Annotated in this window: 22 protein-coding genes and 2 tRNA genes; 11 read left to right on the top strand and 13 right to left on the bottom strand. The window is 64.7% G+C overall.

Features of this window, described 5'->3' with window-relative positions; translation table 11 throughout:
• Positions 1–57 precede the first annotated feature (57 nt).
• The 3 genes from ACOZ4H_RS03580 to ACOZ4H_RS03570 all read left to right on the top strand — a co-directional run bounded on the left by ACOZ4H_RS03580 (position 58) and on the right by ACOZ4H_RS03570 (position 2,128).
• Positions 58–405, top strand: a complete 348-nt coding sequence (locus ACOZ4H_RS03580; protein ID WP_424328001.1) for a dihydroneopterin aldolase family protein — start codon at positions 58–60, stop codon at positions 403–405.
• A gap of 73 nt (positions 406–478) precedes the next feature.
• Entirely contained in the window at positions 479–1,576 is a 1,098-nt protein-coding gene (locus ACOZ4H_RS03575; RefSeq protein WP_424328000.1) for a DUF7544 domain-containing protein, read from the top strand.
• 105 nt (positions 1,577–1,681) lie between these two features.
• Positions 1,682–2,128, top strand: coding sequence for a DUF5790 family protein (locus tag ACOZ4H_RS03570; RefSeq protein WP_424327999.1), 447 nt, complete (start codon positions 1,682–1,684; stop codon positions 2,126–2,128).
• A 199-nt stretch (positions 2,129–2,327) separates the two neighbouring features.
• Here the strand turns inward: ACOZ4H_RS03570 and ACOZ4H_RS03565 are convergent, their stop codons facing one another.
• Positions 2,328–2,852, bottom strand: coding sequence for a DUF6789 family protein (locus ACOZ4H_RS03565; protein ID WP_424327998.1), 525 nt, complete (start codon positions 2,850–2,852; stop codon positions 2,328–2,330).
• Positions 2,853–2,970: 118 nt separating this feature from the next.
• Between ACOZ4H_RS03565 and coxB the strand changes: the two genes are divergently transcribed.
• From coxB to ACOZ4H_RS03550, 3 genes are read left to right on the top strand one after another with little or no spacing between them, the layout of a single operon-like run.
• Positions 2,971–3,759: a cytochrome c oxidase subunit II gene (coxB, locus tag ACOZ4H_RS03560; RefSeq protein ID WP_424327997.1), complete on the top strand. Its 789-nt coding sequence runs from the start codon at positions 2,971–2,973 to the stop codon at positions 3,757–3,759.
• Entirely contained in the window at positions 3,756–6,326 is a 2,571-nt protein-coding gene (locus ACOZ4H_RS03555) for a cbb3-type cytochrome c oxidase subunit I (RefSeq protein ID WP_424327996.1), read from the top strand. Before coxB ends, ACOZ4H_RS03555 begins: the two co-directional genes overlap by 4 nt.
• 4 nt (positions 6,327–6,330) lie before the next feature.
• Positions 6,331–6,597: a cytochrome C oxidase subunit IV family protein gene (locus tag ACOZ4H_RS03550; protein WP_014041416.1), complete on the top strand. Its 267-nt coding sequence runs from the start codon at positions 6,331–6,333 to the stop codon at positions 6,595–6,597.
• Between the two features lie 20 nt (positions 6,598–6,617).
• Here ACOZ4H_RS03550 and ACOZ4H_RS03545 read toward each other — a convergent pair whose 3' ends face one another.
• From ACOZ4H_RS03545 to ACOZ4H_RS03535, 3 genes are all read right to left on the bottom strand, one after another.
• On the bottom strand, positions 6,618–7,058 hold the full coding sequence (locus tag ACOZ4H_RS03545; RefSeq protein ID WP_424327995.1) for a hypothetical protein: 441 nt from the start codon (positions 7,056–7,058) through the stop codon (positions 6,618–6,620).
• A gap of 127 nt (positions 7,059–7,185) precedes the next feature.
• Positions 7,186–9,108 carry an ABC transporter ATP-binding protein gene (locus ACOZ4H_RS03540; protein WP_424327994.1) on the bottom strand — a complete coding sequence of 641 codons (1,923 nt, stop codon included), beginning with the start codon at positions 9,106–9,108 and terminating at the stop codon, positions 7,186–7,188.
• Between the two features lie 39 nt (positions 9,109–9,147).
• Positions 9,148–9,735, bottom strand: a complete 588-nt coding sequence (locus ACOZ4H_RS03535) for a DUF192 domain-containing protein (protein ID WP_424327993.1) — start codon at positions 9,733–9,735, stop codon at positions 9,148–9,150.
• Positions 9,736–9,832: 97 nt separating this feature from the next.
• On the opposite strand from ACOZ4H_RS03535, the gene ACOZ4H_RS03530 reads away from it, so the two are divergent.
• Positions 9,833–9,906: transfer RNA gene (locus tag ACOZ4H_RS03530), tRNA-Val, on the top strand.
• A 506-nt stretch (positions 9,907–10,412) separates the two neighbouring features.
• Positions 10,413–10,486 (top strand) — tRNA-Phe (locus tag ACOZ4H_RS03525).
• A 254-nt stretch (positions 10,487–10,740) separates the two neighbouring features.
• On the opposite strand, the gene ACOZ4H_RS03520 is transcribed toward ACOZ4H_RS03525, so the two are convergent.
• Together ACOZ4H_RS03520 and ACOZ4H_RS03515 are read right to left on the bottom strand one after the other, a co-directional pair.
• Positions 10,741–11,286 (bottom strand): glycosyltransferase family 2 protein, encoded by a 546-nt coding sequence (locus tag ACOZ4H_RS03520; protein WP_424330332.1) that lies wholly within the window; start codon positions 11,284–11,286, stop codon positions 10,741–10,743.
• A gap of 9 nt (positions 11,287–11,295) precedes the next feature.
• Positions 11,296–11,973: a hypothetical protein gene (locus tag ACOZ4H_RS03515; protein WP_424327992.1), complete on the bottom strand. Its 678-nt coding sequence runs from the start codon at positions 11,971–11,973 to the stop codon at positions 11,296–11,298.
• Between the two features lie 124 nt (positions 11,974–12,097).
• Between ACOZ4H_RS03515 and ACOZ4H_RS03510 the strand changes: the two genes are divergently transcribed.
• Together ACOZ4H_RS03510 and ACOZ4H_RS03505 are read left to right on the top strand one after the other, a co-directional pair.
• A complete protein-coding gene (locus tag ACOZ4H_RS03510) occupies positions 12,098–12,667 on the top strand; it encodes a hypothetical protein (protein WP_424327991.1) in 570 nt (189 codons plus the stop codon).
• Between the two features lie 105 nt (positions 12,668–12,772).
• Positions 12,773–13,018 (top strand): hypothetical protein, encoded by a 246-nt coding sequence (locus ACOZ4H_RS03505; RefSeq protein WP_424327990.1) that lies wholly within the window; start codon positions 12,773–12,775, stop codon positions 13,016–13,018.
• Between the two features lie 103 nt (positions 13,019–13,121).
• Here the strand turns inward: ACOZ4H_RS03505 and ACOZ4H_RS03500 are convergent, their stop codons facing one another.
• The 3 genes from ACOZ4H_RS03500 to ACOZ4H_RS03490 all read right to left on the bottom strand — a co-directional run bounded on the left by ACOZ4H_RS03500 (position 13,122) and on the right by ACOZ4H_RS03490 (position 14,505).
• Positions 13,122–13,559 carry a class I SAM-dependent methyltransferase gene (locus ACOZ4H_RS03500; RefSeq protein ID WP_424327989.1) on the bottom strand — a complete coding sequence of 146 codons (438 nt, stop codon included), beginning with the start codon at positions 13,557–13,559 and terminating at the stop codon, positions 13,122–13,124.
• Positions 13,465–13,797, bottom strand: coding sequence for a hypothetical protein (locus ACOZ4H_RS03495; protein WP_424327988.1), 333 nt, complete (start codon positions 13,795–13,797; stop codon positions 13,465–13,467). The genes ACOZ4H_RS03500 and ACOZ4H_RS03495 overlap by 95 nt, the downstream gene beginning before the upstream one ends.
• 180 nt (positions 13,798–13,977) lie before the next feature.
• Positions 13,978–14,505 (bottom strand): Hsp20/alpha crystallin family protein, encoded by a 528-nt coding sequence (locus tag ACOZ4H_RS03490; protein WP_424327987.1) that lies wholly within the window; start codon positions 14,503–14,505, stop codon positions 13,978–13,980.
• A gap of 222 nt (positions 14,506–14,727) precedes the next feature.
• Between ACOZ4H_RS03490 and ACOZ4H_RS03485 the strand changes: the two genes are divergently transcribed.
• Complete coding sequence (locus tag ACOZ4H_RS03485) at positions 14,728–17,793, top strand: FAD-binding and (Fe-S)-binding domain-containing protein (RefSeq protein ID WP_424327986.1); 3,066 nt, start codon at positions 14,728–14,730, stop codon at positions 17,791–17,793.
• A 17-nt stretch (positions 17,794–17,810) separates the two neighbouring features.
• Here the strand turns inward: ACOZ4H_RS03485 and ACOZ4H_RS03480 are convergent, their stop codons facing one another.
• The 4 genes from ACOZ4H_RS03480 to ACOZ4H_RS03465 form a co-directional block, all read right to left on the bottom strand.
• Positions 17,811–18,320: a hypothetical protein gene (locus ACOZ4H_RS03480; RefSeq protein WP_424327985.1), complete on the bottom strand. Its 510-nt coding sequence runs from the start codon at positions 18,318–18,320 to the stop codon at positions 17,811–17,813.
• On the bottom strand, positions 18,317–18,664 hold the full coding sequence (locus tag ACOZ4H_RS03475) for a hypothetical protein (protein WP_424327984.1): 348 nt from the start codon (positions 18,662–18,664) through the stop codon (positions 18,317–18,319). Before ACOZ4H_RS03475 ends, ACOZ4H_RS03480 begins: the two co-directional genes overlap by 4 nt.
• A 1-nt stretch (position 18,665) precedes the next feature.
• Positions 18,666–20,402 carry an Nramp family divalent metal transporter gene (locus ACOZ4H_RS03470; RefSeq protein WP_424327983.1) on the bottom strand — a complete coding sequence of 579 codons (1,737 nt, stop codon included), beginning with the start codon at positions 20,400–20,402 and terminating at the stop codon, positions 18,666–18,668.
• A 76-nt stretch (positions 20,403–20,478) separates the two neighbouring features.
• Positions 20,479–21,036 (bottom strand): ArsR family transcriptional regulator, encoded by a 558-nt coding sequence (locus ACOZ4H_RS03465; protein WP_424327982.1) that lies wholly within the window; start codon positions 21,034–21,036, stop codon positions 20,479–20,481.
• Positions 21,037–21,099 lie beyond the last annotated feature (63 nt).

Genomic DNA, 21,099 nt, shown 5'->3' with positions numbered 1-21,099 from the left:
TCGCCCGCAATAGGTAGCTTGCGGTTCGCTTTTGTGTCGCCCAACCGGACCGATCGTATGGAACCCACAACCCCACAGGAGGCGTGTTTCGAAGCGGGCGTCAAGTTCGGGTCGCTGTATCACCAGTTCGCGGGGACACCGATCAGCCCGGACAGCGCCGACTCGCTCGCGGCGGCGATGGAGGAAGCTATCGAGAATCAGCCGTTCTGTGAGGCGGTCACTGTCAGCGTCCGAGCGGATGCGCTGGAAGACGCTATCGCCGAGGGGGGTGCGGACTACACGGAACTCACCGGGCGGCTCATCGATGTGGAAATGCGTATCGAATACGAGGGCGTCACAGTCGAGACGAGCATGGCGATGGAAGACGGGTACCCGCTGATGCAGGTCGACGCAGTGCGGGAGTGAATGGCCCGAGGGCAGCCTGAATCCCTGTCACGGCCCCGAAAATTTTACCAGAGGGGGCTGTGAGACTTCCGATATGGCCCTCCACGCAGTCGACGACATAGACGATGCTATCGACGCGACGAAGTCGTTCCTGTTTCCGATCGAGAAGGGGACGTGGCTCCGAATGGCGTTTGTCGTGTTCTTCATCGGTGGCGGTGGTGTCGGACTGAACAACGTCCAGACGCTGGGTAATTTTGGCGGGAACGGCGGACCGAGCGGCCCCAGCGGCCCGGGAAGCGACTTTCAGCTGGCCGCACCGCTTGAAACTGTGATGTCCCTGCCCGGCAACCTCGCCTTGCAAGTCTCCGAGCCCGGCGTCCCGTCCGGCGCGCCGGACGAACTGCTCGCCGGGGCCGGGCTCCTCGTGTTCGCCGTTATCGGCCTATTCATCCTGTTGGCGCTCGCGTACGGTATCCTGAGCAACTTCATGGAGTTCGTGCTGACCCAGGCGCTCATCGACCGCGAGATTCACGTCCGGCGGTATTTCAACGAACACGTCGGCAACGGAATCCGGCTGTTCCTGTTCCGACTTGCCCTCGGGGTCATCTGGCTCGGCGTCGTGCTCGTAATCGGTGCAGCCGTGTTCTTCCTCGCGCTCGGCGGCGAGGCCGCGAACGTCGGAGCGTCGAGCGTTCTCGCGCTGTCGGGACTGTTCATCGCCGTGTTCGCGGTGCTCGCGATAAGCTACGGTATCGTCTTCGGCTTTACCACGGTGTTCGTCGTCCCGCTGATGACGGCGGACGACGACGGCGTCCTCTCCGGCTGGTCGCGGCTCTGGGGCTCGATGAAGAGTGCGCCGAAACAGTACCTCGCCTACCTGTTTTTCTCCATCGTCCTCCAGATCGGAGTCGGCATCATCAGCGCGATTCTCGGCATCGTCGCACTGCTGGTCGTTATGATTCCGTTCGGGCTCGGTGCGTTTGCGCTGTATCTCGCCCTCCAGAATACGGCCGGCATCGTCGCGGCCGGGGTTGTCGGTCTGCTGGGGCTGCTGGTCCTGCTCGTCATCAGCGCGCTGATCCAGGTCCCGCTGACGACGTTCCTGCGGTATTACGCGATGCTCGTGCTGGGAGACATCGACGCCGACATGGACCCGATTCCCGAGGTGCGCTCAGACATCCGGGCCGAGTAACCACAATGGCTTTTCGATTTCAGGAATTCCCAGCCCGCCACGTCCTGCGGTTTCACTTTCACTTTCAGGCGGGCTTTTAATCCCTCACCGCACCAACCAGGCCGTATGAGTCAGTCAAGTCTGGACGACGACGAACTGTTCGGCGAGGCCGCAAACGAGATGCGAACGGACGTCGAGGAGTCGCTCGCGAAGGCCCGCGACGCGCTCCCCGAGGCAGATTCGGTCTGGGACGTGGAAGCCGACAACACGCTCGGCGTTCTGAACGCACTCAAGACGGCGCTCGACGTGGGCGACGCCGAGGATCACCTCCGCGACGCGAAGAAGTGGTACACGATGGGCGAACGCGCCGACGCCTTCGAGGACGCCGACGACCTCGCCGAAGAGATCGAGACCATCGCGGACCTCATCGACGACGTCGACGACGCCCACGAGCAGGTCGGTGACCTCACAGCGACGATTCCACAGCTCCGTAGCACACTCGAAGAGTTCGAAGGCGAAGACGGGGCAGACGCGGAGGCGGACGGCGACGCCGACGCGGAAGCCGAAGCCTGAGTTCGGAACAGCCTCGTGCCGGCGACCGCTCGCCCCGCGGCCAGCGCGCCGCTTGCGTCGTCCAGTGGCACTCGTCCCGTGCGCCGATCTCTTCCGTTGTGAGCGGCTGCAGGGGCAGACTGGCGGCTGACTTCTGCTCAAACGACACTCTCCCGGAGGCGAAGGCCTGTTCTACGCTGAAAAAGGACAGCAGTCCGTCTCAGACGATGGAGTCCGGACGCGTCGAGAAGTAGTTGAACACTGCGCCGAGACCGATGCCGTAGACGACGTGAGCGATGAGCGTCAGCACCGCGTACAGCACCAGCATGAGCCCGGACTGGTCGGTGTAGAAGGCGAGCACGAACCCGGTCCACATGGCCCCCCCGAAGAACGCGCCGCTAACGGGGTCGGACTGGCCTGGGAGGTACGCCTTCAGCGAAGCGAACAGCAGCGGCCACGGGAACATCCCGCCACCGAGGAAAATGAAGAAGCCGAACAATACCTCCGGGACGTAGCCGGTCAGGCCCACGAGTTCGGTGAGGATGGCGAAGTCGTTGAGGCTGAACGCGCCCAGTGACTGGGCGATGAGGAAGACGACTGACATCATCGCTGTCCCGACCAGTCCGCCGGCAGCACCGACGACGCCGTCGGCGAGAATCCCGGCGAGGCTATCGAACTCCTCGACCTCTGTGAGTCCGTCATCGTTGATGGGCGGGTCCTCGACGCCGGGTGACGTGTCTTCCATGGTGTGTTGTAACATGCCAATAGATAAAAAAGTTCCCGCACACGTTAGGGCCAGGATGATAGTATGTCAGATGTCTGTCCATAATACCTAATACATGGTGGGAAAAATCATGAAGGAAATGGTGGGAGTCGTGATAACACGTACCGCGATTGGGTTCCCCTTGCACGGCGGCGACGTGCGGGCGCCGAGCGCGGTGTTCGACCAGATCTTCGAGGTGTTCCTCCTGCTGGGAACGGCCGTCGGGGTGGTCGTCGTGGCGTACACGATGTACCACGCGCTCAAGTACCGAGACGACGGGGGCACGGACCCCTACGCTGACAAGGTCGAGCGGCCCGAGATGGGGGAGATGCCGACCGGCGGCGCGGGCGGCCGGAAGGTGTTTTACTCGTTCAGCATCAGCGCCATCATCGTCGTGTCGCTGATCGCCTGGACGTACTCGCAACTGCTGTACATCGAACAGGGTCCCGACCCGGCACAGACGGACGCGCTCGAGATAGACGTGGAGGGGTACCGCTTCGGCTGGGACTTCGTGTATCCGAACGGGCACACGACCAACACGCTCTACGTGCCACAGGACCGGGTGGTCAGGTTACAGGTGACCTCGACGGACGTGTTCCACAACTTCGGGATACCGGAGTTGCGAGTCAAGACCGACGCCGTGCCGGGCCAGTACACGTCGGCCTGGTTCACGGCCAACGAGACGGGGACCTACGCCGCCAAGTGCTACGAGCTGTGTGGCAGCGGCCACTCGCTGATGACGACGGATGTGGTTGTGATGCCACAGGACGAGTACGAGGAGTGGTACGCGGAAACCGAGGGCACCAACGAAACGAAGTCCGGCGGGAACGAAACCGGCGGCGCTGACCACCAGATCGCACCCGCCACCGTCGGGGGTGTCCCGGCATGAGCCACGACCACGAACACGGATTGCCGCCCAAATCGTCTGTCAGCCGGTGGTTCCTCACGACCAACCACAAGGACATCGGCGTGCTGTATCTCATCACCGCGCTGTTCTTCCTGGTTTTCGGCGGCGTCCTCGCCCTGCTGTTCCGTCTCGAACTGATCTCCTCGGGCGCTGACCTGCTGGGGTCGATGGGGTACAACCAGGCGGTGTCGACCCACGGCCTGCTGATGGTGTTCTGGTTCATCTCGCCGTTCGCCTTCGGCTTCGCGAATTACGTCGTTCCACTGCAGATCGGCGCTGACGACCTCGCATTCCCGCGGTTGAACGCCCTATCCTATTGGCTGTATCTGTTCTCGGGCATCCTGATGGGCGTCTCGTTCTTCCAAGGTACCACCTTCGCGGGCGGCTGGACGATGTACGCCCCGCTGAACACGCCGGCGTACATCCCCGGCGAGGGCCTGGGCGCGACTTCCGTCGTGCTTGCGCTCATCATGTTCACGGCGGCGGTGACGCTGGGGTCGGTGAACTTCCTGACGACGATGTACCGCATGCGCGCCGAGAACCTCCGGATGCGGGATATCCCCATCTTCTCGCTGTCCATCAACCTCACCGTCTGGATGATGCTCTTTGCCTTCGCGGCGCTGCTTGCGGCGCTGATGATACTCGCCTCCGACCACATCCTCGGGACGACCTACTTCCAGTACTCCATCGACGGGACGACGATGGCGACCGACGCGGACAACCCGGGTGCGTCGCTGCTGTGGGCGCACCTGTTCTGGTTCTTCGGCCATCCGGAGGTGTACATCGTCTTCTTCCCCGCGCTCGGCGTGATGGCCGAGTGCTTCCAGACCTTTACCGGCCGGCGGCTGGTCGGCCGCAAGTGGTTCATCATCTCGATGGTGCTGGTGGCGCTCCAGAGCTTCGTCGTCTGGATGCACCACATGTTCCTGACCGGCATCAACCTCCCAATCAAGACCATCTTCATGGCGACGACCATCGGCATCTCGCTACCCTTCGACCTGATGGTGTTCTCGCTCATCTACACGATGGCGAAGGGCCGAGTCCGGTTCACGACGCCGTTCCTGTTCTCGCTGGGCGCGCTCATCCTGTTCATCATCGGCGGCATCACCGGCGTCTTCCTCGGCGCAATCGTGCTGGACTACCAGTTCCGCGGGACCTACTGGGTCGTCGCCCACTTCCACTACGTGATGGTGGCGGGCGCGACGGCGCTGTTCGGCGGCCTCTACTACTGGTATCCCAAGATAACTGGGAAGATGTACAACGAGACGCTGGGGAAGATACAGTTCGGCGTCTACTTCCTCGGGTTCAACCTGCTGTACTTCCCGATGTTCATCGCCTGGGAGACGCCGCGGCGGGTGTTCGTCTACCCCGACGGCCTCCAGATCTGGCACTCGATGGCGACCGTCGGCGGATTCATCCTCGGCGCGAGCTTCCTCATCATGTTCTACAACCTCTTCGTGAGCCTCTGGCGCGGCGAGGACGTCGGCCCCAACCCCTGGGAGTACGCCACCTCCGCCGAGTGGGCCGTCTCCTCGCCGCCGCCGCTGGAGAACTTCCCCGGGGTGCCGAGCTACGCCACCGGGAAACTGGAGTTCCTCGACGAGGAGACGGTCGACGAGCGGACCGAACGCGCGCCCGGAGCCGCGGCCCACGGCCACGCGGCGACTGACGGCGGGACCGCGACGGACGGCGGCGCGGTGACAGCGAGGGCCGCGGCGACGACCACCGCGATGGAGCCGGCCCACGAGGTCGGGGGCGAGGAACACGCCAGCCACGCCAGCTTCTGGCCGTTCCTCGTCAGCCTCGGCGGGTTCATCGCGTTCCTCGGGCTCTCTGGCGTGCGGACGGGGAGCGTGTTCTACCTGTCGATGGCGGCCGTCGGCGGAGTGGCAACGTTCGGATCGCTCGTCGGGATGACCCGCGAGCCGTTCCACGCGCCGGAGATGGCCATCGCCGAACGGTGGCCCTTCGAGCGCGTCGAGAAGATGAAACTCGGGATGTGGACGTTCCTCGCCAGCGATATCGTCCTGTTCGGGGCCTTCATCGGCTCCTACGCCTTCGTCCGGGTCGCGTACGGCTGGACGGCCTGGCACCACGACCTCATCCCGGCCGAACACGTGACGATGCCCGGCCTCATCAACACGTACCTGTTGCTCACGTCGAGTTTCCTCGTCGTGCTCGCGATGGTCGCCGCAGAGCGCGAGAGCAAGCGCGGGACCGTCGCCGCGCTGGTCGGGACGTTCGCGCTCGGGGTCGGCTTCCTCATCAACAAGGGTATCGAGTGGAACCACCTGTTCCACATCAGCACGGAGACGTTCCCGAACGGCTGGGGCCTCTCGACGAACATCGCGTCGTCGACGTTCTACCTGACGACGGGGCTCCACGGCGCTCACGTCACCATCGGGCTCATCATCTGTGCGTACATGACTGTCAGGGCCTGGAACGGGGCCTACCAGGGCGACGACAGGGCCATCGAGTACTTCGGTCTGTACTGGCACTTCGTCGACATCGTCTGGCTGTTCCTGTTCCCGCTGTTTTACATCCTCTAGAACAATGGACTGGAAAGGCTACACCGTGATATACGTCGTGTTGTTCGTGTTCGCGACCGCACAGGCCGTCGTCGAGTTCGCCGGCCTCGTCGACAGCGCCTACTGGGCCGCCTTCGCGCTCATCATGGTGCTGTCGGTGATCAAGGCCGTCGGCGTCGCCGCGTACTACCAGCACCTCCGCTGGGAACCCCGCGCCGTCACGTACCTCGTCCTCGGCGGGACTGTCGCTGCACTCGCACTGACCGGCGCGGCGGCGTACTCGATACTGTGACCGGCCAAGCAACCTGAAAGTCAGGCCAGCAACTGGAAGCTAATCGCGATGAGGAAGAGCACGCCGGCGACGGTCGCGGACTCCGCGACGGCCAGCGAGCGGGGGTGCCCCCGTCGGGTCGCCGACAGGTAGACGCCAAACAGGAGGTAGCCACAGAGGCCCGCCCCGCCGACGACAGCGACCGCCAGCCCGGCTATCGACTGGGTCTCGACGGGGCCGGAGATGGACGCGACGACGCCGATCAGGAGGCCGACGACCAGCACCCCGAACGCGGCGACCCAGACCATCGGCTGGTCGGCGTACGTCTCGAACCGACTCTCGCGGTCGCCCGCCGGGGACCGGCCGCTCGTCGACGCCCCCGGACTATACTGGTACCAGCCGCGCCCGCGGACCATCCATGCTACCACCGCCATCACTAACACGCCCATTAATGCCGTGCTAGCGAGGTACGTGGTTGCCATGTGATAGCATTACAACACAATGCGTAATAATCGTTTGTGCCCAGCCGACTGGGAATCGGTGTTCTAGCCGCTTCAGTCGTCGGCAACTGCTGATCACTGACGGTTCGAACATTGCGTTCTCACCGTTTCAGTCATCAGCATCCGTCCGCGCCCGTCGCTGAATCGCCCGCTCGACGAACTCCTCGGGGAGTTCGTCGATTTCGCCGGCCTGGACCGCCCAGAGGTTAGCATAGAGGCCGTCAGCTGCAAGCAGGTCGTCGTGGGTCCCCCGTTCGACGATACGGCCGTCCTCGACGACGAGAATCGTGTCGGCGTCTTTCACCGTCGAGAGGCGGTGGGCGATGGCGAACGTAGTCCGGTCGGCGGTCAGGTCGTCCAGCGACCGCTGGATGAGCATCTCCGTCTCCGTGTCCACGTCGCTGGTCGCCTCGTCGAGAATAAGGATATCCGGGTCCTTCAGAATCGCCCGCGCGATGGCGATTCGCTGGCGCTGGCCGCCCGAGAGCTTGACGCCGCGTTCGCCGACCATCGTGTCGTAGCCGTCGGGGAGGTTGCGGACGAACTGGTCGGCTTCGGCGGCCTTCGCAGCGGCGACGATTTCCTCGTCGGTCGCGTCGAACGTCCCGTAGGCGATGTTCTCGCGGACGGTGCCGTAGAACAGGAACGTCTCCTGACTGACGTAGCCGATGGCGCGACGGATGCTCTGGATCTGGACGTCCCGGACGTCCTGGCCGTCGATGCGGACCGCGCCGGAGTCCACGTCGTACATCCGGAGCAAGAGCTTCAAGACGGTAGATTTCCCCGCGCCGGTCGGGCCGACGAGGGCGACCGTCTCGCCGCCGTCGGCCTCGAAGGAGATGTCCGAGAGCACCGGCTCGTCGTCGCTGTCGTAGCTGAAGGACACGTCGTCATACTCGACGCGACCTTCGGCCACATCGAGCGGCGGGGCATCCTCAGCCTCTTCGAGGCGGCCGGGCGTGTCCATCAGCCCGAATACGCGCTCCGCGGAGGCGTAGGCCCGCTGGTACATGTTGATGATCTGCCCGAACTGCGCCATCGGCCAGACGAACCGCTGGGTGTAGATGATGAACGCGACGAACTGCCCGCGAGAGAGGCTCGCTGTCAGCGGCCCGGGGGCCTGACCGGTGACCATCAGCCCGCCGACGATGAACGTGACGACGAAGCCGATGCCAGAAACCAGTCGGAGGCCGGGGAAGAAGGTGATGCGCGTCTCGATGGCGTCCCAGTTGGCGTCGAGGTAGCCTTCGGAGGTATCCTCGACCCGGTCGGCTTCGTAGGGCTCTGTGTTAGCGGTCTTGATGATCTGGATGCCGCTGAGGTTGTTTTCCAGTCTGGAGTTGAGCTTGCCGACCGTCGACCGCACCTCGGCGTATTTGGGCTGGATTATGTCGATAAACCGCTTCGTGAACACGGCGATAATCGGGACCGGAAGCAGGGCGACCAGCGCTAGCTGCCAGTTCATGTAGAATAGGTACGTGGCGATGCCGACGACCATGATTATCATCCGGGAGGCGGAGTTGAGGCCGTCGTTGAGGAACTTCTCCAGCCGGTTCACGTCGTTCGACAGCACCGACATCATCTCGCCGGTCTGCTTGTCGGCGAAGAAATCCATGTTCAGCCGCTGCATCGTCTCGTAGGTGTCCGTCCGGACGGCGTGCTGGACGTGCTGGGCGAACTTGTTCCACCCCCAGTTCCGGCTCCAGTGGAAGACGGCCCCGATACCGAACGACGCGGCGATGATGCCGGCCGTGAGCCAGAGCTGTTGGCCTTGCCCACTGGGAATCCAGGTGTCCGGGACCAGAAAGAGACCGTATTCGGCCTCCCGCAGAAAGATGGCGTCGATAGCCAGCGCCAGGAGGATGGGCGGCAGCAGATCCAGCATCCGAGCGACGATGGAACTGAACAGCCCGACGACGAACGCTCCCCACTGCTCCCGGCCGTAGCCAGTAAACAGTCGGAGCATCGGTCGGTCGACGCGTTCCCTGGCGTCTTCGAACACGTCGTCGTCCGAACCCGCGTCGAAATCCATTGTCGAATCCAAGGGTTGAGCCCGCAAAAGGCCGTCGGGCTACGTGGCTTCGGGCGGGAGTTCGACCCGGTCGCCGACCTCGACGCCGGTCCGATTGGTCCATCCGCGGTTCACTTCGAGAACGTACTTGCCCCGCCCCTCATAGCCCGTCAGGCCGCTCTCGCTGGTCCCCTCCGGCGGGAGGGGTGCGTGGTGGATGGTGGTGATGGTGCCGTTGGCGTCGATGAAGATGATGTCGAGCGGAAACGACATGTTCCGCATGACGTAGGTGTGCTGGCCCGCCTCGTCGTGGACGAACAGCATTCCCTCGTTGGGTGCGAGCGATTCGGTCTCGCTCAGTCCGACGTACCGCTGATTGAACGTCTGTGCGATGCGGACCTCGACCGTGCCCAGCGGTTCCCCGGCCTCTTTTTCACGCACCGCGACGGTCGTCCCCGGCGTCGAAGCCTCCGTCATGGGCTGTGTCGTGGTCGGCGTCGCTACGTCCGACCCCTCCCGGACCGTCACTGTGCCCTCCTCGTACTCGCCGGTCCCAAGCACCTCGACCCAGAGCCCGGTCTGGAGGACCACAGCGGCGGCGACGAGGAGGCCGACGAGTCCGAGGACAACTACGGCAGGGCGCTGCATACTCCGTGTGAGGGGCAGGCTGTGGGTAATACTGTCGGTGCCCACTGTCGACCGAGAGAGAAAGCGTTATTCCTGCCGATGGAAAACGGTGGGATACGGGTCCGTGGTCTAGTTGGTTATGACGTGGCCTTTACAAGGCCGAGGCCGGTGGTTCGAATCCGCCCGGACCCATCCTGCGACGAACAGACGTGAGGAGCGGATGGTCCCTGCGGATTCGAACCCTGGAAGACGAACGTAGTGAGCCTTCCTTCGGTTCGAATCCGCCGTGAGAGCACTTCTCTCCCGAGCCCTCGTTCGCTTCGCTCACGAGGACACTCGGACCCATCCTGCGGCGAGCGATGTAAAGAGCGGATTGCCTCTGTGGATTCGATTCCGGCCAGCGCAACATCGTGACCCAAATATCAGGGCTTCTATCTCGATTGATAGTCGCCCGTAATCCATATATTCGGAGTGGTGGTAGTGCATGGCATGATAGATGGCTCGACGTGTCCGGCCTGCAGCGGAGACGTCTCGACGACCAATGGCACTGAGTACGAATGCGACGACTGTGGCGAGACGTTCGACAGCGCGGACCTATTTCTCCCGTGATCGGCAGTCGAACCTCCCGGCCGATGCCATAGAACCTGCGCCCGCTTTCGAAATGCTTTTTTCCACCCTCGTCATCGCTTGGAGTGCACGCCGCCTTAGCTCAGACTGGGAGAGCACTCGACTGAAGATCGAGCTGTCCCCGGTTCAAATCCGGGAGGCGGCATCCCGATTTTACTCGATTTCCATTCGAGAGTGTTACGTACTCGACTGAAGATCGAGCTGTCCCCGTTCCCGCAAGCGAAGCGAGCGGGAAGTCGAGAGACGAGCGTAACGAGTCTCTCGGAAGTTCACAATCCGGGAGGCGGCGTTTTGTTCTCGACCGCGAACGCCTGAGCAAGCGGTGCACGTTGAATCGCGTTACGACAGGCGGCCTGAAATCAAGCACCTGAGAGAGCCAGTTAGCGGCTGAAGCTAGTGTTACCCGTCGCCGACCTTCTCCGTGACGCGGAAGCCTTCGGGCGGGTCGAGGATGCCGGCGACAGTACCCATCGAGTGGACGACAGTGATGAGCGGGGCAAGCGGGGCGGCCAGCAGCCACTCGGTCTTGTCCGGGCCGTAGTACTGAACGCCGCGAAGGTACCAGAAGAACGTCAGCAGCCCCAGGGTAACCGAGGCAAGCGTAAACAGGCCACTAGAGCCAACGCCGACGCCGAGAACCGACAGCGGGACGACGATGAGCGTGACAATCGGCGAGAGCGCCCACGCGTAGTTCCGAACACGAGTGACTAGCTGGTAGCCCACAGGCAGATCTGTCGATGCTTCGAGGTTGCCGGCGGCCCAGCGGCGGCGTTGCTGAGTGATTTCGGTCAGCGACGGCGGGGCTTCGTTGCGGCAGGTGGCCGTCGCGAGCTCGAACGAGAAGTCCTCCAGTCGCTGGGCGGCCGCCCAGACGAACGCGGTGTCCTCGACGATAGTTTCGCGGTTCCAGGTCACTTCGTCCTCGACGGACTGCCTCACGGCGATGCCCCCGCCTCATGCGAACAGCGGGATAGAGAGGCGGGCGAAGGCGCGCTGTTCGACCTGGACGCCCATCCGGTAGACGTCGGCGAGATAGGACAGCACCGAACCAGTGCGGCGGGGCTCCTCGCGGAGTTGGACGATATCCGCGTCGGGCAGCCCCTCGAAGGACGCGACGTGGCTGTCTTCGTCGAGATACAGCACGAACTCCCGGTCGTTGTCGAGCGTGCGGCGGGCCCACTCGATGGCGCGACCTTTGCGGACCGCCGTACAGTCGAACCCGTCGGGAACGGCGTGGACGGTTGCGCCGTCGACGTCGATGTCAGTCTCGGCGATGACGCGGACGTCGTCGAACGTCGCGGGCAGTGAGTCCACGGTCGCCTGCACGACGTCTGCGGCGTCGACAGTGAGGATGCGGACCTGGATGTCGTCGCCGCCGTGGACGGGGGTCGGCGGTTCGTAGCCGGCACCGATGACGTAGGTAAGCACGAGCCAGACGAGTGCGGACGTGGCAAACAGGACTGTCGTTCCCCAGAGGAGGAGTTCGAACGCGCTGTGCCAGTCGACGAGGCCGAGTGTCAGCGACGGCGTGAGAACGGCCACGGCCGTGAGGAGCAGGACCGCCCCGACCCCGGAGAGCGTGATGCGTTCGGCTTTCATTGTGGTTCGATCCAGTGCCCCACGCCACTTCATGCAGGAACACCGTCAGCCCGTCTTACCGCCGCTTTTGGCCGAATTAAGCCGATTTACACGGCATTGGGATCGGTTTCAATTGCAGGCGGCCGCCGGAACAGGTAATTCCGTGGCGACGAGTGGCATGGGTATGACAGAGGAGCCAGCACACGAGCAGATGGAGCGCCACGCGGCGCTGACCGACGAACTCGCGGACCTCAGTGCGGAGCGGGACACCGTCACGGCGTCAGTACAGGACCGTCTTGCCGACGCGGTTTCGGAGGCGATAGCAGAAGCGGGCGCGAACGTCGGGAATCGCGGGCAGTCCAAAGACGGTAAGCGGTTCCGGTTCGAGGCGCGACTCGACCGGGCGGCGCTGGTGGCGGCGGTGACGGAAGCGCTGCCGGACGGGTTCGTCGTCTCCCACGTCAACGAGGACGGGACGCTAAGCGTGGACTGGACCGGCGACAGCACCACGCCGTCGAAGCGGGAACACGGGGCCATCCTGAAGGCAATCATCGCAGAGGAAACAGAGACGGACAGCGACGGCTTCATTGAGTCTGTACCCAGCCGAGACCGCGTTCTGGCGCGGGCAGTGGAACTGGGCGTCGACGAGGGTGACGCGGCAGACCGCCTCAGTCGGCTGGCGACGCTGGATGTGGTGGACATCACCGACGAGGGGGTCTACCCCGACGAGAACTTCTCACGGTACTAGCGAGCCAGAGCGGATGCCGGCCGACGGCAAGCGGCAGGGACACGGGTGGCCGGCGTCGGCGTGACCGACGTTTATTACTTGATCCGGCCTGTGGTGTCAGACGAAATGGCAGTATTATCGACAGAAGACGAGGGGAAGTTCCTCATGGACGCACAGGGAGAGCAGATCGGTATCGTGACTGAGGTCGATCCGAAGGGACAGGTCGCGTACGTCGAACCAGACCCGGACCTCACCGAAGCCTGGGTGCAAGGACTCGGGTTCGGTGACGCCGACGAAGACGACCTCGAGGTCGCCGCCGACGCTATCGGAACGATAACTGACAGCGAACTGCGTGTGATTGCAGATCTGTAGGCACACCCACTGTGACACAGCACTCGCGGCGTTCAGCGTGGCCACTACTGGCCGAGAAAACCCAAACCGTACCGGACGGGCAGACAGCGGTGGAGACAGCCACTCAGGCATCGGGATCGGGGTGCTCACCCACCGCGAGCGTCCGCCACTTGACGAACTGCGTCCGTTCGTAGAGATCGAGAAGCCGCGCCGACGCATCCGACTCGGAGATGCTCGCGAGCATCAACGGCGACCCGAGCGTCTGTTTCTCGACGATATCGAACGGTCCGGATACGAGGGCGGTGACGGCGTCCGCCGAGAGATGGCCGTATATGTCGGTGTCTTCCTCCAGCAGCCCCAGTCGGAACGCGGCCCCTTTGGTGAGCTTCCGGTACAGCCCCGGCGTCCCTTCGAGCAGGGCGACGCGGCCGCCGGGGCGGAGCACGCGGGCGGCTTCCCGGAGAATGTCACGGCGGTCCGCGGGCGGGACGTGATGGAGAAAACCGACGGCCGATGAGGGCGTCGAAGGAATCGTCTGCGAACGGGAGCGCTCGGGCGTCACCGGCCAGCGCCGGCTTGCGGACGATTTCGGCATTCGACGGCCAGCCTTCCAGCCCGATATCGGCGCGGGGATGCATGTGCTGTCCGAACGCGAGTTCGAGCGTCCGGCCGGCCGGGAGCTGCTCGGCGATGAGTTCGTCGTGTCGCTCGTAGATGCGGTTCAACAGCGGGTGGTTCCGGACGTTCCGCGGCCGCTCGACGATTGCGCCGTCCTGAACGTCCCAGGTCGCTTCGGACATGTTACGGCCTCACAGCACGCAGTCGACGGCGGTCGCACGAGACTATAGAGGCGGTAAGCAGGACTATACAGCGAGTAAGAAATCAACAGCGGCTGATTAATATCCAGATAGCGGATTGCTAAGGTCTACTCACGGAACATCTGTTTAAAATCGGCAGACAAGCGACCGGGAGAGAAGAGCTTATTCGATATCGATCCGGTGGGAGTCGTCGGCAGCGTCACCCGCACGCGGTAGCGTTATTTCGAGAACGCCGTTGTGGTAGCTGGCGGTGATGTCGTCGTCCACGACCGGCTCTGGAACAGCGACCCGTTCGGCGACCCGTCGGCTGTGTCGGCGAGCGCCGTCGCTGGTCTCCGCAGCGACCGTGGTCTCGCCCTGGATGCTGAGGACGCCGTCCTCGAAGCGAACGACGAGGTCGTCCCGTTCGAAGCCCGGGAGGTCGACCATCACGGCGTACCCGTCGTCGGTCTCGTCGACGTGGAGGTTCGTGTCGATGCCGTGTCGGCGGTGACCGCTCCGGCGTGCGTCCGTGGCCGGTCGGTTGGCGCGGAGTCCCGGACTGTCGTCCATCCGGTGTCTCGAATCGTCACCCATCCGGCGGCCCAAACTGTCGTCTGTCCAGCGGCTCTGGCTGTCGTCCATCATTGTCCGTCGCGTCTGTGCGAAGAGTCGGAGCATCGTCTCGAACGGATCGGTGCTGTGTGTCATAATCACCTTATATAGGCTAGTATTGATATTAACAGTTGCGTAACACGTGCTATCACGGGGAGACAGAAACGCCGTGCCTGGGGCAGCCGTTCGACCGGGTCAACAGTGCGTGATGGGATACCGTAGCGGAACTGTTTTGACAAGCGTACAGCTAGAACAGCCACAGCAAACCGCCGAGTGCCCGGTCCGTCGGTGGCCGGGCGACTGGAAACGAGACACACCATGGCAACCGATTCCGGCACCCGGATAGACCCTTCGGCTGACGAGGTATCGAACTACGACTACCAGAACGACACCGTAGCTCGGTCGGGCCTCGTCGACGACCTGCAGGCGCGCATCGACGGCGAGGTCCGGTTCGACGAGTACTCGCGGCAGTTGTACGCGACCGACGCCAGCCTCTACGAGGTGCTGCCCATCGGCGTCGTCTATCCGCGGTCAACCGATGACGTAGCCGCGGTCATGTCCTACTGTGCCCAGCGAGAGATTCCGGTTCTTCCCCGCGGCGGCGGGACGAGCCTCGCCGGCCAGACTGTCAACGAGGCCGTCGTACTGGATTTCTCGCGGTACATGAACGAACTCGTCGAGACTCGGCCGAACGACCGGCGGGCACGGGCGCAGCCGGGCATCAAGCTCGGCGACCTGAACGGGGAACTGGCCGACCACGGGCTGAAGTTCGCTCCAGACCCCGCGTGGGGCGACAAGAGCGTGCTCGGGGGCGCTATCGGCAACAACTCCACCGGGGCCCACTCCCTGCAGTACGGCAAGACCGACGCCTACATCGAGGAGTGCGAGGTCGTCCTCGCGGACGGCACTGTCACGACTTTCGGCGAACTTACCCGTGAGGAACTCCGCGACCGGGCGGACCCCGACGGTAACCTCGAAGCCCAGATTTACGCCGAAATTGAGCGGATACTCGCCGAGGAGGGCGAGGAAATCGAGAGCCACTACCCGGACCTGAAGCGCAACGTCTCGGGGTACAACCTCGACTGGGTCCTCGAAGACGCGCAGGACGGAACCGTCAACGTCGCCTCGCTGCTGGCCGGCAGCGAAGGAACCCTCGCCATCGTCACCGAAGCCGAGATCTCGCTGGAGCCGATTCCCGAGACCAAGTCGATGGCCCTGCTCGCCTACGAGGGGCTCATCGAGGCGATGGAGGACATCGCGGACATCCTCGAACACGACCCGGCGGCCGTCGAGGTGCTGGACGACGTGCTCATCGACCTGGCCAGGGACACCGCCGAGTTCGAGGACGTGGTCGGCATGTTGCCCGAGGGGACCCGCACGGTCCTCATCGTAGAGTTCTACGCCGACGACGCGGAGACCGGCCGGCGGAAGGTCGCAGACCTGCTGGCGGACCGAACGAACGGCGTCGACCCCGCCGCTGACCCGACTGCGGGCCGGACCGTCGTCGACGCGCCGGTGCGGGCGTTCGACGCCATGGAGGCCCACGACGAGGCGAAACGGGAAAAATTCTGGAAGATGCGCAAGTCCGGCCTCCCGATACTGCTCTCGCGGACGACCGACGAGAAACACGGCTCGTTCATCGAGGACACCGCCATCCCGCCGGCGAATCTCCCGGAGTACGTCGCCGAATTTCAAGAGATCCTCGAAGAACACGACACCTTCGCCTCCTTCTACGCCCACGCCGGGCCCGGCGTGCTCCACATCCGCCCGCTCATCAACACCAAGACCGTCGAGGGGGTCGAGACGATGGAGTCCATCGCCGACGCGGTGACCGACCTCGTCGTGAAATACGGCGGGAGCGTCTCGGGCGAACACGGCGACGGCCGCGCCCGCACGCAGTGGAACGAGAAGCTCTACGGCCCGGACCTCTGGGAGACGTTCCGGGAGCTCAAGTCCGCGTTCGACCCCGACTGGCTGCTCAACCCCGGCCAGGTCGTCGGCGTCGACGCTGCCGAGATCGAGTCCGGCGCGAAGCCCGAGCGGGCGCGCACGGTCGACATGACCGAGAACCTCCGATTCGACCCGGCGTACGAGTTCGACGCCGGCTTCGACCCCGCGCTGGAGTGGGACAACGACAACGGGATGCAGGGGATGGTCGAACTCTGTCACGGCTGTGGCGGCTGTCGCGGCCCGCAGGAGACCACCGGCGGCGTGATGTGTCCGACCTATCGCGCATCCGAGGAAGAGATGACGACGACCCGCGGCCGGGCCAACATGCTCCGGCAGGCCATGAGCGGCGACCTGCCGGACGATCCCACCGACGAGGAGTTCATGCACGAGGTGCTGGACCTCTGTATCGGCTGCAAGGGGTGTGCGAAGGACTGCCCGAGCGAGGTCGACATGGCGAAGCTCAAAGCCGAGGTGACACACGCCTACCACCAGGAACACGGCTCCAGTGTCCGAGACAGAATCTTCGCCAACGTCGACGCGCTGGCGGGACTGGGCAGCGCCTTCGCGCCGCTGTCGAACCTCGCGACGAAGGTGCCGGGTGCTCGAACGGTGCTGGAGAAGGCGGTCGGTATCGCGCCCGAGCGGACGCTGCCGAGCTTCCGGCGGACGACGCTGCAGGACTGGTTCGACGAGCGCGGTCCGCAAGTCCCGGCGGACGAAGCCGAGCGGCAAGCCCTGCTGTTCCCCGACACGTACACGAACTACAGCCACCCCGAAGTCGGGAAGGCCGCCGTTCGCGTGCTCGAAGCCGCGGGCGTCCACGTCCAGCTAGCCAACCGGACCGACAGCGGGCGACCGGCCCACTCGAAGGGGTTTCTGGACAAGTCCCGTGCGACAGCGCGGGATAACGTCGACGCGCTCGTTCCCGCAGTCGAGGAGGGCTGGGACGTGGTGCTGGTCGAACCCTCTGATGCCGTGATGTTCCAGTCGGACTACCTGGACCTGCTCTCCGGCGAGGACGTGGAGACGCTCGCGGCCAACGCCTACGGCGTCTGTGAGTACCTCGACACCTTCCGGCTGGACGAGGGGGCCGACTGGGACACGGCGGGCGAGACGCTGACCTACCACGGCCACTGCCACCAGAAGGCGACGAAGAAGGACCACCACGCCGTGGGCGTCCTCCGGCGGGCCGGTTACGACGTCGACCCGCTGGACTCGGGCTGCTGTGGCATGGCCGGCTCCTTCGGCTACGAGGCCGAGCACTTCTCGATGAGCAAGGCCATCGGCTCGATCCTGTTCGACCAGATCGGGGAGAGCCGCGGCGATACCGTCGTCGCGCCCGGCGCGTCCTGTCGCACGCAACTGGACGACTGGGACGAAAGCGACGGCGAACCGCCCCATCCGGTGGAGAAACTCGACGCGGCACTGGCCTGAGCTGGGCCTCGGTCCGCTTACCGGTCCGCAGCGAACCGCCGGAGGCTCCGGAGCGGACTGAAGCCGACTTTCGAGTGTGACTCGACGGCGAACCCGCGACGGTCCCCCAGCCCGGTGAGCGCGTCCGCGAGCGCAGGGACGTCGACGGGCGCGTGGACGCGGTAGGCGTACGGCGGCCCCGCGGTCACGTCGACGGCCACCTTCGGGCGGCCGACGGACCGGCCGTCGTACAGCCTGACGCGTTCCACGTCGTCGTAGTCGACGGTGTGGGACCGTTCCGCGAACTCGACGAGGCCTGACAGCCCCGCGGCGCGGAACCGTTCGACCGCCGCCTCAGCCACGTCGTGTGTCTTCCCGCGGGCGATGCCGAACACGGGTGTCAGGTAGTGGTACTCCGGGATGACCAGGCGGTCGTCGGTGAACAGCAGGTCGGCCATCCGCAGGGGGAAGGCCCCGCCCATGACGAGGTGGACGTGGACGTGGACTGAGGGGGCAGGTGCAGGGGCGGGAGAGTCGTCCGTGCTCACGACCGGTCACCTCCGGTGGCCGCCATCGCCCGATTACAGAACAGGAGCCCGCCCGCGGCGAACAGCAGTCCCGCGAGCGTCCCGGTGAGCGTCAGCCACAGGCCGGCGACTACGCCGGCGAAGCCGGCCAGCAGCAGCCCCGGACTGGCGACCCGCCCGTCGGCCGCGAGCCACAGTTCGCTGGCGTAGGTCAGGGCCATCACGCCGAGAACGAGGGCGGCCCCGAACGCTCGCAGCCCCGACGACGACAGCGCCGTTCGCAGTCCGACGATGGCTACGAGGCCGCCGCCGTACACCCACCAGCGACGCGTCGCGAGCGCTTCGGGAGAGATACTGCCAGTCATACTAATCGAGGAGACCGCTGGCTTCGTCCGCCTCGTCGAGGGGCTGGTCGGTGTCGCGTTTCCCGCGTATCGACTCGACTATTACGACCATCTGGACAACGACGAGGACGGCAAACAGCAGGTAGCCGCCGGTCCCGCTGTCGACGACGTTGGCGGCCGTGTCGAACGCCTCGAAGCCCGCGAGCCGCGACAGCCAGTCGCCGATGAGGAGGACGCTGAAGTAGCCGAAGAACGCGGTCGCCCACCACTGGGTCGCCACGCGGAACCACCCTGGTTGCGTGTGCTCGGGCAGGCGTCTGGTGTTGACCACGAGTAACAGCGCCGTGTAGGGCCACATCATCACCCCGGACATCGCCGCCGCGATGACCAGCAGGCCGAAAGGCTGTTCGATGGGGATGGGGGAGGCGAGAATGAGGATGCCCCAGAGGACGAACACGGTCAGGAGCGTCCAGAAGATACGGGGGAGACTCCACCCCACCTCGCGCCCGTACAGTTCGTAGACGACGTCGGCGCTGTTGCGGACGAACGACTCGACGATGGCGTACTCGGTGGTCAGCAGGGCCAAAAACAGCGTCGCGAAGATGAGCGCCCCGCCGATAACCCCCACCTGCGGGACGATGACCTCGGCCCACATCACCACGCCGTCGTTGACCGTCCCGTGGGCGAACTCGGCAGCCAGCGCCATCATCATCGTCGCCACGACGAGCAGGCCGACCACGAAGGTGAGGAAATGTTCGAGCTGGGCGAGGCGCCACCACCCGGCCCAGCGGCGAAGGTTCGTCACCGTCGGCGGGAACGTGAAGCCGTCCCGCTGGACCGGTTCGGGGTCGTCGCCGACGATTGGGTTCTTGATGCGACCCTGATAGCGCCCCATCGCGTACCCCTTCTCCCGTATCCAGAGGCTCTGTGAGAGGTTCAGGTAGCCGCCCGCACCGGCGTAGGCCAGGCCGCCGAGGAAGATGGCTATCTCGCTGCCCGGCGGGATGGTGCCGACGCTGACGATGCCGGTGGGGACGTTCAGCAGTTCGGCGAGCGAGCCAAACGCGACGAACAGCGTCACCGCGAGCAGTGCGGCGATGGAGACCAAGACGATCTGGATGCGCTCCACGACGTTGTACATCAGGGGCGTCAGCTGGTAGGTGAGCCAGATGAGCATCATGATTACGATACCGAGCAGTCGCCAGGCGACCAGGTCGACCACCGGAAGGTGGAACGTTAGCTGTTCCATCCCGAGCCCGATAGCACCGACTTTGGCCGCGCTCGCGGCCCATCCCGGCCAGCCGAGGCTGACGAACCCGAGCAGCAGGAAGAAGGCCGGCCAGAAGCGGTGGAGTCGCTCGTAGGCGCGAAACACTGACTCGCCGGTGGCGAGCGTCCAGCGCTGTATCTCGGTGTTGATGAAGAACTGCGTCAGGACGCCGAAAAAGAACGCCCAGTACAGCGCCCAGCCGTGCTGGGCGATGAGCACCGGCCAGAACAGCGTCTCGCCGCTGCCGAGCGACGCGCCGAGCATGATGGCACTCGGTCCGACGACCTGCTTGAGTTTCGGGACGCGCGGCAGGTCGAGCACGCGATAGCCGCCCTCGTCGCGTCCCCGGTCGGGGTAGTGGTCGGACTCCGGCGCGATGTCGAGGTTGTCGTACGCCGTCGGCATGTAGGAACTGTCGCGGTACTCGCGACCCTCGACGGGGTCGGTGTACACGTCTCTCTCCCTGACGCTACGCTCCTCGTCTGTCATCGGTCCGACTCACCCGGGCAGCGCGGTGCGGCTGACAGCACTGTCACCAACTGAGACGCGTTGGCAAATAAAGGGACTACCCGCCGAGGAAGTGCCAGATGTGCCCGCGCTCTTTGGGCGGGTCCACGCCGGGCAGTTCCGCCAGGGCGGGCTGGATGGCGTTCCACCACCCCTCCGCTGTCTCGTACTCCGCGGGGTTGTCGGGGAAGACGTCCTGCAGGAAGTCCGACTTCTTCGCCTCGGGGTGTTCCTGGAGGTACTCGTAGGACGCCAGCAGCGCCTGCTGTCTGGCCTTGAGCGTCTTGCCCGTCCCCGGCAGGTCGACGCTCTCGACGAGCGCCCGAACGGACTCGTCCGCGTCGCGGCCGCGTGCCACTCCGTCGGCGTCCCGAATCGGAATCCACCAGACTCGACTTCGGGACCCGACCTTCCGCGTCTCCAGCGCGCCGTCTTCGACCAGTTCGTTGAGTTTGTTGTGGGCCGTTCGGCGCGAACAGTCGACGGCCTCCATGACGTCTGTGGCCGTCAGCGGCCGGGCGAGATCCTCCCGCGCCTCGAAGACGTCGAGGACGGCGCTCAGCGGAACGCGTCCTGACTGCGGACCAGCGCCAGAGCGGTCGTGCCCTGAGGGCATTGGCGGACCTACAGCGAGGATAGGCAAAAGAGTTGCCGTGAGCGACAGATGTTGCCCTCCCGG

The sequence above is a fragment of the Haloarcula amylolytica genome (assembly GCF_049705545.1).
GTDB lineage: Archaea > Halobacteriota > Halobacteria > Halobacteriales > Haloarculaceae > Haloarcula > Haloarcula amylolytica_B.
This window is presented reverse-complemented; position numbering and strand designations above follow the sequence as displayed.